This window comes from Mycobacterium sp. 29Ha (assembly GCF_032883055.1).
GTDB classification, from domain to species: domain Bacteria; phylum Actinomycetota; class Actinomycetes; order Mycobacteriales; family Mycobacteriaceae; genus Mycobacterium; species Mycobacterium gallinarum.
The window spans coordinates 61,314-74,930 of the sequence record NZ_JAMQTI010000007.1 but is presented as its reverse complement, the minus strand read 5'-3'; the positions used below and the strand labels follow the sequence as shown (position 1 = coordinate 74,930).

14 protein-coding genes are annotated in these 13,617 nt (G+C 63.9%); 7 read left to right on the top strand and 7 right to left on the bottom strand.

What is annotated here, in order from left to right; translation table 11 throughout:
• Positions 1–40: 40 nt before the first annotated feature.
• A complete protein-coding gene (locus M1248_RS10960) occupies positions 41–727 on the bottom strand; it encodes an arsenate reductase ArsC (protein ID WP_317148336.1) in 687 nt (228 codons plus the stop codon).
• 13 nt (positions 728–740) lie between these two features.
• On the bottom strand, positions 741–1,418 hold the full coding sequence (locus M1248_RS10955; protein WP_317148335.1) for an ArsR family transcriptional regulator: 678 nt from the start codon (positions 1,416–1,418) through the stop codon (positions 741–743).
• 226 nt (positions 1,419–1,644) lie between these two features.
• On the opposite strand from M1248_RS10955, the gene pstS reads away from it, so the two are divergent.
• The 4 genes from pstS to pstB are packed head-to-tail and all read left to right on the top strand — an operon-like array spanning position 1,645 to position 5,518.
• On the top strand, positions 1,645–2,775 hold the full coding sequence (gene pstS / locus M1248_RS10950; RefSeq protein ID WP_163730915.1) for a phosphate ABC transporter substrate-binding protein PstS: 1,131 nt from the start codon (positions 1,645–1,647) through the stop codon (positions 2,773–2,775).
• Positions 2,776–2,788: 13 nt separating this feature from the next.
• Positions 2,789–3,835, top strand: a complete 1,047-nt coding sequence (pstC, locus tag M1248_RS10945) for a phosphate ABC transporter permease subunit PstC (protein ID WP_163730911.1) — start codon at positions 2,789–2,791, stop codon at positions 3,833–3,835.
• On the top strand, positions 3,832–4,734 hold the full coding sequence (pstA, locus tag M1248_RS10940; protein ID WP_163730907.1) for a phosphate ABC transporter permease PstA: 903 nt from the start codon (positions 3,832–3,834) through the stop codon (positions 4,732–4,734). The genes pstC and pstA overlap by 4 nt, the downstream gene beginning before the upstream one ends.
• A 7-nt stretch (positions 4,735–4,741) precedes the next feature.
• The gene (pstB, locus tag M1248_RS10935; protein WP_163730904.1) at positions 4,742–5,518 is read left to right on the top strand and encodes a phosphate ABC transporter ATP-binding protein PstB; all 777 of its coding nucleotides are present in this window, start codon (positions 4,742–4,744) and stop codon (positions 5,516–5,518) included.
• A gap of 20 nt (positions 5,519–5,538) precedes the next feature.
• Here the strand turns inward: pstB and phoU are convergent, their stop codons facing one another.
• From phoU to M1248_RS10915, 4 genes are all read right to left on the bottom strand, one after another.
• On the bottom strand, positions 5,539–6,204 hold the full coding sequence (phoU, locus tag M1248_RS10930) for a phosphate signaling complex protein PhoU (RefSeq protein ID WP_317148334.1): 666 nt from the start codon (positions 6,202–6,204) through the stop codon (positions 5,539–5,541).
• A 102-nt stretch (positions 6,205–6,306) separates the two neighbouring features.
• Positions 6,307–8,430: an LCP family protein gene (locus M1248_RS10925; RefSeq protein ID WP_317148333.1), complete on the bottom strand. Its 2,124-nt coding sequence runs from the start codon at positions 8,428–8,430 to the stop codon at positions 6,307–6,309.
• A 207-nt stretch (positions 8,431–8,637) separates the two neighbouring features.
• On the bottom strand, positions 8,638–9,801 hold the full coding sequence (dusB, locus tag M1248_RS10920; RefSeq protein WP_317148458.1) for a tRNA dihydrouridine synthase DusB: 1,164 nt from the start codon (positions 9,799–9,801) through the stop codon (positions 8,638–8,640).
• Complete coding sequence (locus tag M1248_RS10915; RefSeq protein WP_163730897.1) at positions 9,789–10,802, bottom strand: acyl-ACP desaturase; 1,014 nt, start codon at positions 10,800–10,802, stop codon at positions 9,789–9,791. Before M1248_RS10915 ends, dusB begins: the two co-directional genes overlap by 13 nt.
• A 192-nt stretch (positions 10,803–10,994) precedes the next feature.
• On the opposite strand from M1248_RS10915, the gene M1248_RS10910 reads away from it, so the two are divergent.
• Together M1248_RS10910 and M1248_RS10905 are read left to right on the top strand one after the other, a co-directional pair.
• Positions 10,995–11,426, top strand: a complete 432-nt coding sequence (locus M1248_RS10910; RefSeq protein ID WP_163737739.1) for a hypothetical protein — start codon at positions 10,995–10,997, stop codon at positions 11,424–11,426.
• Between the two features lie 88 nt (positions 11,427–11,514).
• On the top strand, positions 11,515–11,940 hold the full coding sequence (locus M1248_RS10905; RefSeq protein WP_232076183.1) for a hypothetical protein: 426 nt from the start codon (positions 11,515–11,517) through the stop codon (positions 11,938–11,940).
• A 3-nt stretch (positions 11,941–11,943) separates the two neighbouring features.
• Here M1248_RS10905 and M1248_RS10900 read toward each other — a convergent pair whose 3' ends face one another.
• Positions 11,944–12,528, bottom strand: coding sequence for a TetR/AcrR family transcriptional regulator (locus M1248_RS10900; protein ID WP_317148332.1), 585 nt, complete (start codon positions 12,526–12,528; stop codon positions 11,944–11,946).
• 75 nt (positions 12,529–12,603) lie between these two features.
• On the opposite strand from M1248_RS10900, the gene M1248_RS10895 reads away from it, so the two are divergent.
• Entirely contained in the window at positions 12,604–13,611 is a 1,008-nt protein-coding gene (locus M1248_RS10895) for an oxygenase MpaB family protein (protein ID WP_163730893.1), read from the top strand.
• Positions 13,612–13,617: the final 6 nt, after the last annotated feature.

Here is a 13,617-nt window from a genome sequence, read left to right as displayed (position 1 = left end):
GCATCCCCGCGAGGATGCGCCGGCAGGGTAGCGCAGAGGGTCACGCACGAGCCGGCACCTCGAGTTCCGTCAGCAGCGCTCGGACCCGACGCTCGATCTCGTCACGGATGGGACGTACGGCGGCGACGTCTTGTCCGTGTGGATCTTCGAGGATCCATTCCTCATAGCGGCGGCCCGGAAATATCGGGCAGGCGTCGCCACAGCCCATCGTGATGATGACGTCCGCGGCCCTCACGATTTCATCCGTCCACGGCTTGGGGTATTCGCCCGAGATGTCGATGTCGCGCTCGGCCATGGCTTCGACGGCTGCCGGGTTGACCAACTCGCCTGGCTCGGAGCCCCCGGACCACGCGACCGCCCGATCGCCGGCGAGGTGAGTGAAGAATCCCAAAGCCATCTGCGACCGGCCGGCGTTGTGGGTGCACAGGAACAGGACGGTCGGCTTTCCGTCGCCCGATTTGCCCTCTGCCCGCGCGAGCGCGCGGAGTCGTTGCCGCGCAAAGCGTTCGGCCAACAACGGAAGGAAATGGGGCACCGTCGCCCGGCCGGCAAATTGGTCATAGGACGAGTGCAGGAACCTTTCGATGGTTTCCACCCCGAACACGCCGTCGAATTCCCTCTGGAGTTGGCCGGCCGCCGTCTTCATCGCCAGACGCTGGTCGATGGAGAGATCGCTACGGAGATGGTGCTCAGTGATCTCAGTGATCTCAGTGATGTTGTCGGTCATGGCTTCTCCTGAACTAGGCGGGCTGAACATCGGGGACCAAGCGGTCGATTCGGGCGGTGAGTTCCCGTACCGCACCATCGAATGCGGACGCGGCGGCGGTGCGGGTCGGATCGCTGATCGACCAGTGGATGCGAAGTAGTTCAGCGGGAAGCTCCTCATGCGCGTTGTCGCACACCGCGATCACCATGTCGTCGATGGCCAGGACGTCACCTAGATAGCGCGGCTTGACCGCGCGCATCGACAAGTTGAAGCGTTTTGCGGCGGCAACTGCGCCGCGATGCACTTGGGGCGCGGGATTTGTGCCGGCCGAGGTAGCGGGTAATTCGCTGCGCCGGTTCCAGATTGCGGCGGCAAGCTGGCTGCGGGCGGAGTTGTGGGTGCAGACGAACACGATGCGACGAGCACGATGCTGGGCTGATGGCAGCAGACCGTCGAGCGCCGCATGGTTGAGCCTGAGGTACGTCCGTCGCCCGTCGGCTTCTGACCGGGTCTGTCGTACGACCCCGGCGTTCTTGAGTACGGCGAGGTGATGCGCGAGCAAGTTGGACGGCACTGACAACATCGCACGCAGTTCTGACGGGGACGCATCGGCATTCAGCAGGTGGTCGACGATCGTCAGTCTGGCGGGATCGGATAGTGCGGCGAAAACCGCCGTACGTTGAGTTACGCCGAAAGTTGGATCAACAGACATTGACTCAATATCTACTGAGATGAATATCGTATGTCAACTCGTCCAGTGGAAATGTCGCCTCGAGCCCCTTGCCGGTTCATCTTCCGTTCACTATCCGTAGGCAAGTGATTAACGACGTGCGCTTAGGTTCTCAGCCGAGCAGCAACCGGTCTGCTTGACGCGACGTGTGTCACGGCGGGGGCCAGTCGGCCCGTGCCAGCGTCTACCTGTTTCACAAAGGAGCTTCGTGAAGGCCAATCGAACTGGTGCCGCGCTGAGCCTGCTGGCCGCCGGAACCTTGCTGCTGTCGGCGTGCGGTAGCGACGACAACACGTCTTCGGGATCGGGATCTGACAGTGGGTCGACACCGGCCGGTGACTGCGGCGGCAAGGAATCGCTCAAGGCCAGTGGCTCGTCGGCGCAGGCCAATGCGATGACGCGCTTCATCAATGCTTACGAGAAGGACTGCCCCGGCTTCACGCTGAACTACACCTCGAGCGGCTCGGGCGCCGGTGTCTCGGAGTTCATCGGTGGACAAACCGACTTCGGTGGTTCCGACTCGCCGCTCAGTGCCGAAAAGGGCGAGGTAGAGAAGGCCAAGGAGCGGTGCGGCGGCAGCGACGCGTGGAATCTGCCCGCCGTCTTCGGGCCCATCGCCGTCACCTACAACGTCGCCGGCGTCGACAACCTCGTTCTCGACGGACCCACTCTGGGCAAGATCTTCAACGGCACGGTCAAGACGTGGGATGCCCCCGAGATCAAAGCCTTGAACGAGGGCGCCAGCCTCCCGGCTGAGCCGATCAACGTGATCTTCCGCAGTGACGAGTCCGGTACGACGGACAACTTCCAGAAGTACCTGGACGCGGCATCGGACGGGGCGTGGGGCAAGGGTGCGGGCAAGTCCTTCGCCGGCGGCGTCGGCGAGGGAGCCAAGGGCAACGAGGGCACGTCCGCAGCGATCGCGAGCACCCCGGGTTCCATCACCTACAACGAATGGTCGTTCGCCAAGGCGCAGAACCTGTCGATCGCAAGGATCATCACCTCCGCAGGGCCGGAGCCGGTTGAGCTGAGCACCGAGTCGGCGGGTAAGGCCATCGACGGCGTCAAGTTCAAGGGCGAAGGCAACGACCTCGTGCTCGACACCGCGTCGTTCTACATGCCGACCGAGCCCGGTTCGTACCCGATCATGCTCGCGGCCTACGAGATCGTGTGCTCGAAGTACCCCGATGCCGAGGTTGCCACGGCGGTGAAGGCGTTCCTCCACTCGGCTCTGGGGAACGGCCAGACCGGTCTCGAGGAGAACGGCTACATCCCCGTTCCCGAAGCCTTCAAGGAGCGGCTGACCACGGCCGTTGACGCCATTAACGCGAACACCTAGTCAACTCCGATCCATGGCTGTGACACCAGATTCGACCGCTGTGGGTTCGTCAAACACGACGAGCCCACAGCGGGTTGGGCATACTCCAGAGAAGCCAACCAAGGATCGGAAGGGATCGGCTTTGAAGCAGGGCGAGGGACGTTGGGGCGACACCGTCTTCAAGTCCGTCGCGGTCGCCGCCGGCGCAACCATCATCGGCGCGATCGCGCTGATGGCGCTGTTCCTGATCGTCAAGGCGATCCCGTCGCTGCAAGCCAACCAGGCGAACTTCCTGACCAGCACGGAGTTCCTCACCAGCGACTCTTCCAACCTGCGCTTCGGCATCCGCGACCTGTTCATGGTGACGGTGCTCAGCTCGGTGTTCGCCCTGATCATCGCCGTGCCCATCGCGATCGGCATTGCGGCGTTCTTGACGAACTATGCCCCAAAGCGGTTGGCGCGACCGTTCGGAATGCTGGTCGATCTGTTGGCGGCGGTGCCGTCGATCGTCTTCGGTCTGTGGGGCATTTTCGTGCTGGCCCCGTGGCTCACCCCGGTGGCGACTTTCCTCAACGAGAATCTCGGCTGGTTCTTCCTGTTCTCACAGGGCAACGTGTCACTGGCTGGCGGCGGAACGATTTTCACCGCGGGAATAGTTCTTGCCGTGATGATTCTCCCGATCATCACCTCGGTCACCCGCGAAGTCTTTGCGCTCACCCCACGGGGCCACGTCGAGGCCGCACAGGCCCTCGGTGCGACCAAGTGGGAAGTCATCCGGATGACGGTCTTTCCCTACGGCCGCAGCGGCATGATTGCGGCGTCGATGTTGGGCTTGGGCCGGGCGCTCGGTGAGACGATTGCCATCCTGATCATCCTGCGGACGGCAGCTCAGGCGGGCCACTGGTCGCTGTTCGACGGTGGCTACACGTTCGCGTCCAAGATCGCCTCGGCAGCAGCGGAGTTCAGCGCGCCACTGCCCACGGGGGCTTACATCGCCGCAGGCTTCGTGCTCTTCGCGCTGACCTTCATCGTCAACGCACTGGCCCGGGCCGCGGCCGGCGGAAGGGTTAGCGGAGGATGACGGCAACACTGGACCAGCCGGTGAAGGCCCCGACCTTCCACCCGGTGAGTACTGGTCGCAAGTTCAAGAATCGCCTCGCGACAACGCTTTTCACCGCATCGTTCGTCGTCGCGATGATCCCGTTGATCTGGTTGATCTACACGGTGCTGGCCAAGGGCATCGCTGCGATCACTTCGTCGACGTGGTGGAGCCACTCTCTTGCCGGCGTGCTCCCCGAGGAGATGGCCGGCGGTGTTTATCACGCTATCTACGGCACCGTGATTCAGGCCGCGATCGCCGCGGTGCTCTCCGTGCCGTTGGGCATCATGGCGGCGGTTTACCTGGTCGAATACGGCCGGGGCTGGTTCGCCAAGGTGACCACGTTCATGGTCGACATCCTCGCTGGTGTGCCATCGATCGTGGCCGCGCTCTTCATCTTCGCGCTGTGGATCGCGACCCTGGGATTCGAGCAGAGCGCGTTCGCGGTCTCGCTGGCATTGGTGTTGCTGATGCTTCCCGTCGTCGTGCGCAACACCGAGGAGATGCTCAAACTCGTCCCCGACGAGCTGCGAGAAGCGTCATACGCGTTGGGCATTCCGAAATGGAAGACGATTGCACGCATCGTTGTGCCCACCGCGTTGCCCGGGATGATCAGCGGCATTCTGTTGGCCCTTGCCAGGGTCATGGGGGAGACGGCTCCGGTGCTGGTGCTCGTGGGCTACAGCCGGTCGATCAACATGGATCCCCTCGAGGGCAACATGGCGTCGCTGCCACTGCTGATCTACACCGAGCTGGTGAACCCGGAAGCAGCAGGCGCGCTTCGGGTCTGGGGTGCCGCGCTGACCCTCATCCTGATCATCGCGGCGCTGTACCTCGGTGCTGCATTCGTCAACCGATACCTGACGCGGAACAGAGTTTAGGAGCCTCATGGCCAAGCGGCTGGATCTCAAAGACCTCAACATCTACTACGGTTCGTTCCACGCCGTCGCCGACGTGGGATTGTCCGTCACACCGCGTAGTGTCACCGCCTTCATCGGCCCGTCGGGCTGCGGAAAATCGACGGTGCTGCGCACTCTCAACCGCATGCACGAGGTCCTGCCCGGTGCCCGGGTCGAAGGCTCGGTGCTGCTGGACGGTGAGGACATCTACGCTCCGGGCATCGATCCCGTCAGCGTCCGCAAGACCATCGGCATGGTGTTCCAGCGTCCGAATCCGTTCCCCACCATGTCGATTCGCGACAATGTGGTGGCCGGTCTGAAGCTTCAGGGTGTGCGCAACAAGAAGACGCTCGAGGAGGTCGCCGAGCGCTCGCTCAAGGGTGCCAACCTCTGGAACGAGGTCAAGGACCGGCTGGACAAGCCGGGCGGCGGTCTGTCTGGCGGTCAGCAGCAGCGACTGTGCATCGCGCGCGCAATCGCAGTGCAGCCGGACGTGCTGCTCATGGACGAGCCATGCTCAGCGCTGGATCCGATTTCGACGCTGGCGATCGAGGATCTGATCTCAGAGCTCAAGCAGGACTACACAATCGTCATCGTGACGCACAACATGCAACAGGCCGCCCGCGTCAGTGACCAGACGGCATTCTTCAATCTCGAGGCCACCGGCAAGCCGGGTCGTCTCATCGAGATCGACGTGACCGAGAAGATCTTCTCCAATCCGACGCAGAAGGCGACCGAGGACTACATCTCCGGCCGCTTCGGTTAAGCGCTTTGAGGCGAACGGCCTCAGCGTGACGCCAGCTGGTCTTCTTCTGGGAGGTTGCCGGTGGCCTGGAAGATGACCCGGCGGGCGATCTCGACCGCGTGATCGGCGAAGCGCTCGTAAAACCGGGACAGCAGCGTCACATCGACCGCGGCGGTGACGCCATATTTCCACTCGCGGTCCATCAGCACGGTGAAGAGGTGGCGATGCAGATCATCCATCGCATCGTCTTCTTCGCTGATCCGCGCTGCCTTCTCCGGATCGCGCGTAACGAGCACCTCCTGAGCGCTATTACCCAATTCGACTGCCACTCGGCCCATTTCGGCGAAGTAGCCGTTGACCTCTTCGGGCAGCGCATGCTGGGGGTGGCGGCGGCGGGCTATCTTGGCGACGTGCAGCGCCAGGGCGCCCATCCGATCGACGTCGGCGACGATCTGGATCGCCGTGACAATAGAGCGCAGATCGCCTGCCACCGGCGCCTGCAGCGCCAGCAGCACGAACGCGGCCTCCTCGGCGCGCGTGCTCATCGCGACGATTTGCTCATGGTCGCTGATCACCTGCTCGGCCATAACGAGATCGGCCTGCAACAGGGCTTGGGTTGCACGCTCCATCGCCGCGCCGGCCAGCCCGCACATGTCGCCGAGCTGCCCAGATAGCTGATCCAACTGGTCATGGTACGCGGTTCGCATACGTCCACCCTACGGTCTGAGCAGCCGGAACGTCACGGCGTGCAGGGTGAACGCCAGGTGAATGGCGCATGCCAAAAAGCCGACGAGGCTACGCGGACAGGACTATTCGCAGGTCGTGTCGGCGGCGTTGGTGACGGTCAGATCCTCGGGCAGCTTGGTCGGTGTGCTTCCGGTGCCGCGCACGACCTGGACCTGCACCGGAGATCCACTCGAGGGCGGCGAAGCCACCGAGTAGAAGTCGTTGCCGAGCACCACCTGAACGACATCGCCGAGGTTGGTCGCGCGTTCGATGGTCGAGTTGGGGAACGACGCGGCAACGGTTGCCGCCGCTTGCTCGTTGCCCGGGGAGAAGAACACCGTTGTGTTGTCCAGCGGACCGGGGTAATCGTCGGGCGTGATGACGTTGAAGCCATGCGTTTGGAGTTCGCCGGCAGCGGTCGCACCCAGCCCGTCTTCGCCCGTCGAATTCGACACCTGCACCGTGATGTCGGTCGGGTCGGTCGTGATCGTGTCGACGAGCTCGGTCGGTGCCGCGGCGTCCTGAGTGGGTATCTCGGTCTGGCTTTCGGGAGTGCCGGGCACCGGGGTGTTGTCGGCGTTCTTCTCCTCGGGCAGCGGATCGTCGTTGATGATCGCGTCGAAAATGGCCCGGTTGTCGTCTTCACGAAGATGCTCGTTGCCGTACTCGTCCATGTACCCCGTCGTCGGCACGGTCAGGAACGTGATCCGGCCCGCGGCAATGCCCTGAACCGATTGGCCCAGCGTGACCAGGTCTTTGGTGTCCATGTTGTCGACATAGCTGTCGTTGATGAACATGTTGACGACGTTGTTGAGCTTGGACAGCGAGAAGAACACTTCCTTGGAGATCATCGAGCGCAACAGCGAGGACAGGAAGAGCTGCTGACGCTTGATGCGGCCGTAGTCGCCGTTGGTTTCCGTCGTGATCTGGCGTGCGCGCACGTACTGAAGTGCGGTGTGGCCGTCCACCGTTTGGCGGCCGGCATTGGCCAGCACGGTCCCCAGCTCGTAGTCCTCGAGCGGGGTGGTGCTGCACACCTCGACACCGCCGAGAGCGTCGACCATCTTCGAGAAGCCCGCGAAATCCACTGCCATGAAACGGTTTACGTATAGGCCAGACAACTTCTGAATGACCTTCACCAGGCACTTCGGTCCACCGACGGCGTACGCGGAATTCAGCTTGTACTCGGTGTAGACCTTGTCGGCCCCGTACATGGGCGACTCGGGGTCGGTGATCGGGCCGTATTCCCCGGTTTTGGGATCCCACGGCTCGCACTGCATGGGCTCGATGGCGAGGTCTCGCGGAAACGACACCGCCACAACACGTTCACGGTTTGCGGGGATGTTCACCAGCATCACCGTGTCCGACCTCGCGCCTGCGGCCTCGTCGGTGGTGCCTGCACCCATGTCGACGTTCTCGCCCATGCGGCTGTCCACGCCGACGATCAAGAAGTTCTCGTCACCGAACTGTGCGTTCGGATCGAGGATGTCGCGAGAATCGGGATCGAGCGCGGAGATCCGGTTGAGCATGTTGTTCTTCGCCGACTGCCACTGCCACGCCCCACCGGTGAGGGCAAGAGCGAGCACGGCGATCAGGGCGGTGACCACGCGCCCGACGATCATCGACCTGCGGCGGCCCCGAGACGGCCGATGCTCATCGGTTTGGCGGCGGCCAGAACCGATATGAGACGGCGGAACGCGGCCGTGCCGATGGGTGGATGTCAGATCCGGCAGGTCGATCCCGATGGCCGGGATGATCTCGGTGTCGTAGTAGTCCTCGGCCTCAGGAACTTCGGCGGCGACCTCGTGAGGGTCGATGTCGGATCCGAGGGGCCGCTCGTGCCGACCGTACGCAGGCACTGGATCGATGATCTCGGTAGGCGGCGACGGCGGCGGTTCGGCCGGCGGAGGCGTGCTGCGGTCGGGCCGGTGTCGCTTCAGCTCCGCTGGGACGGCCTCATCGCCGTTGAGCTTGGCGATGAGGTCGGCGACCGTCACCCCGTCGGTGTGGTTACCGGGGGAGGACGCCGATGGCTCCTCGGTTGGCGCATCGGCATCGTCGGACACGTGTGCGCGCTCCCACGGCGCGGCGCCTGGCAGCGGCTGAGATCTTCGGGTATGCCATTGATAGGTGTCGGACTGGTCGTCCGGCGACGACGAGGCACCCCGGCCATGACGGCCAGGAGTGGCGTTGTCGCCGTCACTCATCCTTCTACCGGCCTCCGACTCATAAACCGCCGCGCGCGACGTTGGGCTCCGATGTACCCGGTGCTTCCCTACAGGTCACAGCACCCAGCAACACTCCAGTGGCCCCGACGTTGGAGCCGAATTACGAACGAGACTCATATCGTACTGAGACATCCTGAGAGATGTGATGTCAGAGTCGTCTCAGGTGGGAGACGACTCTGAGACGGACTAACCTCCTGAATGCATGACCTCGGCGCCCGCCGGGACGGTGCAGTCGTCGGGGTCTGTTAGCCAGCCCTCGGGTAGTGACACCGCGGCAGGTGAGCCCTGCCGGCCCCGCGGCCCCATTGCCGCGGCGGGGAACTCGATGTTCTGGTCGAGGTTCTGGAGCAGGCTCCGCAGTTCCTCCAGCGATTTGACCAGCGCCAACGCGCGCCGCAGGTCCGCACCGGCGGGGAAGCCATGGAGGTACCAGGCGACGTGCTTGCGAATGTCGCGCATGCCCTTGTCCTCGCCGAAATGCGCGGCGAGCAGTTCGCCGTGGCGCAGGATTATCGCCGCGACCTGGCCCAGTGTCGGCGGGGCGGCGGCGGGCGTGCCGGTGAATGCGGCCGACAATTCGGCGAACAACCAGGGACGACCAAGGCACCCCCGACCGATGACGACGCCATCGCAGCCGGTCGCCTCCATCATCGCCAGCGCGTCGGCGGCTTCGAAGATGTCGCCGTTGCCGAGCACAGGAACCGTCGTGACGTGCTGTTTCAGCGCGGCGATCTGTTCCCAGTCCGCCTCGCCGGAGTATCGCTGTGCCGCCGTGCGCGCATGAAGCGCGACGGCGGCGGCGCCCTCCTCGGCGGCGATCCGGCCGGCGTCGAGGTGGGTGTGATGAGAGTCATCGATTCCGATCCGGAATTTCACCGTCACCGGGATGTCAGTGTCTTCGGTAGCGCGCACCGCGGCGGCCACGATCTGCCCGAACAGCCTGCGCTTGTACGGCAGCGCCGCCCCGCCACCGCGTCGAGTGACTTTGGGCACCGGGCAGCCGAAGTTCATGTCGATGTGATCGGCCAGGCCCTCGTCGACGATCATCCTCGCGGCCAGATAGGTGTTGTGTGGGTCAACCGAGTACAGCTGAAGCGATCGCGGCGTCTCGTCGTCGGCGAAGGTGACCATGTGCATGGTCGACGGATGGCGCTCGACGAGCGCCCGCGCCGTCACCATCTCGCATACATAGAGCCCGCTGACGGTGCCGGCCCTGGCCAGTTCCAGTTCGCGGCACAGCGTGCGGAAAGCGACGTTGGTGACGCCCGCCATCGGTGCCAGCACGACCGGACTTCGTAGTGCGATGGGACCGATCTGCAGCGCCGGGCGAGCGTCTGTTAGGAAGCTGATGACCCCACCAGAAGGTTCTTGGCGGCCTTCTTCTCGGCGACCTTCGCGATGCGTTCGAGCCTGCGCTGCTTGGCGATCTCGAACTTCACGCAGGTGTCTTCGAGCTCCTGGACGTGGGCGGCCAGCTCGTCCCGCAGACGGGCCGACTCGCCGGAGAAGTCCTCGCGTTCGAAGATGCGCCATTTCTTGAGTACCGGCATCACCACATCGTCGAGGTGGATGCGGGGGTCGTAGACCCCGCCGGAGGCGATGACGACGGCCTTGCGGCGGAAGTCCGGGATCGTATATCCGGGCATCTTGAAATTGGTCAGCACCTTGTGCAAGGAGCGCATGGCCTGGTCGGGGGCGATGTCGAAACCCGCAGCGGACACATCCCGGTAGAAGATCATGTGCAGGTTCTCGTCGGCCGAAACCCGTTGCAGCAGTTGGTCCGCAACAGTCTCGTTACACGCCTTGCCGGTGTTGCGGTGCGAGACGCGGGTGGCCAACTCCTGGAACGTCACGTAGATGACGGAGTCGAACAGGGAGTCGGCGAACAACTCAGCGTCACCCTCCAGCTGCTGGTTCTGGCCGGGGGAGAAGCCACGGGTCACCTGCTCGATGCGTAGCTGCTCGAGCTCGACGGGGTCGATCGCGCGGGTGACGACGAGGTAGTCGCGTAGCGCGATACCGTGCCGGTTCTCCTCGGCGGTCCACCGGTTCACCCAGAAGCCCCACGGCCCGTCCATGCTGAAGTTCATCGCGATTTCGCGGTGATAGGACGGCAGGTTGTCCTCGGTCAACAGGTTGGTGAGCATCGCGATCTGGGCGACCTCGGACAGCTTCGACTCTTCGGGGTCCCAGTCCTTGCCGCCGAGTGCGTAATAGTTCTTGCCGTCCGACCACGGGATGTAGTCGTGTGGATTCCAGTCCTTGCGCATGGTCAGGTGCCGGTTGACGTTCTTCTCGACCACTGGCTCGAGTTCGGTGAGCAGCTGTAGGTCGGTCAGGTCTTTCGACATGGCCCCTCCCAAGTTATCTGTACCTGTTGGTTGCACTCAATATATCTGTGCCCCGCGGTGACATTCAAGTCTCCACGCCAGGTGTCACATAAGCCACACGGGACCCACGTGTTCTGGCTAATATTTCGCCGGGCAAATAATTGCGGCCCGTACGCCAGGCGCAGACGACTCGGAGGACGGGCTCAGGTGAACATGCTCAAGATCGGTGTCGGTGCGATGGCCGCGGCGGTGGTGGCCGGCAGCGGTATCTGGCTGGGGTCCGGCACTGCGAACGCCGCCCCGGAGGTGGTCAACCGCACCTACAACGACGCCAAGCGGATGATCCAGCAGGCAGGCGGCACCGCTGTCATCGCGACACGGACAGGTGCGGGTCTGGAAGACGGAAAATGCCTTGTGATGAACGCCTGGGACGCGGGTTATCAGCGCATCGTCCGCGGCGGTATGCGGGCTAACAACGAGGTGCTGCTCGCCCTCAACTGCAACGGCGTTCTGGCAGGTCCAGGCTCGTCGGGCAACTCCTTGGCGAGTCCGGTCGGTCGCGAGGCAAAGCTGGAGGCCGAGCAGGAAGCCGCGAAGCGCGCAGCGCAGCAGCGGCAGGCCCAAGCGGCTGCCTCCGACGGCTAGCCTCCTCCGGTAGCGGCCCCGACCGGGAGGCCATAAGCTACGGTCATCAACCGTTTTGAGGTTCATTGACTGTGGAGGTCGGGCGCACGTGAAGAAGCTCATCGTTCTAGGGACCGGCTCGGCGTTTGCCGTCGCGGCAGCCTCGTCGCTGTTCCTTGGGGCAGGCATCGCATCAGCCGCCCCTGATGTTGTGGGCGACAAGTACTCGGATGCGCAAGAGGCGATCCAGGAGAGTGGCGGTTCCGCGGTCGTCGCCTCGCGTTTCGGCGACAAGCTCGACGAGGGCGATTGCATCGTCACGAACGCATGGGATGCGTCGTTCCTGCGCATCGACGCATCCGACGAATCTCAGGTCAATGTCGCGCTGAACTGCAGCGGCGCCTACGCCTCTGCGACCAATCCCGGCACTTCTGTGCAGAATCCGCTCGGCCGCGAGGCCAAGTCGGAGGCCGAGAAGGAAGCCGCGGAGCAGGAAGAGCAGGAACTCGCAGGTCCTGAGATTCCCGACAACTAGGGGTCAGTAGCTCGATACGCGGCTCATCAGCATCTCCACGCAGTAGTCGATGAACTGCTCGCGTGAGGCTGCGAGTCTGCCGTTCAAGTAGGCGGTGAACAACGCCGTCAAAGCACCGATCAGGCCAGTGGCGACCATAGCTGCCTGGACGGGATCCCCGATGCGCGTCAGCTTGTGCTGCACGAGTTCGATAAAGCTCGGCATCCATTCGGCGCCCGAGCGCGTCAGTACCGGTTCCTTTTCGGGCGCCAGCAGCAGAACCCGGCCGCGCGCTGGGTCGTCGACCATGAGCGCGACGAACTGCTCGACCGCATCGCGCGGGGTTTTCGCCGTGGTCAGCGTGGACATGGCCCGCGCGCAGACGTCGTCGTAGACCGCGCGGACGAACTCGTCCCGGTCGGCGAAGCTCTCGTAGAAGTAGCGTTCGGTCAGCCCGGCCGACTGGCACACCCCGCGCACCGTCAGGGCCGGCCCCTGCGCGCGACCGAGACGGGCGACGCCTGCTGCGATCAGCTCGTCGCGGCGCAATGCCTGCCGGTCCTCCAAGGGCACACCGGACCACCGGCCCCGTCGTTGACCCGACGCCACATCCCTCCTAGACTTCCATTCTGACAACGCGTGTAGTCAGAATAGGTCATTCTGACCGGATGGGAAGCTAACCCAGTGACTCAAGATACGTCCGCGAGATGCCCCGTGAACAGTGACGAGGCTCCTGTGGCAGTCGGGTGCCCGGTGTCGTCAGGGGGATACGACGCTCCGCCGCAGCCGCTGGGGCCCGACTCGCTGACGTGGAAGTACTTCGGTCGGTGGACCGGAATGCTGCAGGGTCCCTGGGCCGGTTCGATGCAGAACATGCATCCACAGCTGGGCGCCGCAGTCCAAGAGCACTCGATCTTCTTCATGGAACGCATGCCGCGGCTGTTCCGGTCGGTGTATCCGATCGGCGGCGTCGTGTTCGACGGTGACCGCGCGCCCCAGACCGGGGCACAGGTCCGCGACTATCACATCGGGATCAAGGGCGTCGACGATCAAGGTCGTCGCTACAGCGCGCTGAACCCCGACGTTTTCTATTGGGCACACGCGACGTTCTTCAAGTCGACGCTGCTGGCGGCGGAGTGGCTCGGCGGCGGGCTCACGGAGGCGCAGAAACGGCAGCTGTTCGACGAGCACATCGTGTGGTACCGCATGTACGGCATGAGCATGCGGCCGGTTCCGAAGTCGTGGGAGGAATTCCAGGAGTACTGGGATCACATGTGCCACAACGTGTTGGAGAACAACTGGGCAGCACGCGAGGTGCTCGATCTGTCATCGATGCCAAAGCACCCCTCGCTGGACTGGATGCCCGACTGGATGTGGAAGCTGAACATCGCGGGGATGCAGCGGTTCTTCAATTTCACGACCGTCGGCCTGTTCGATCCGGCGGTGCGCGACCTGATGGGCTACACCTGGACGCCCCGCCAGGAGCGGCTACACAAGCTGTTCGGCAAGGTGGTGTATCACGTCGTCAAGTTGCTGCCGAAGCGCGTGATGATGCACCCGCGCAAGCGATCTGCGTGGGATCGTGCCAGCGGCCGGCTGCCCGCGGACTCACCGTTGGTCGAGACGCCGGCGCGCAATCTTCCGCCGGTGGAGTACCGCGACAACCCGCATTACTACTCGCCGAAGGTCTGAGGCCTG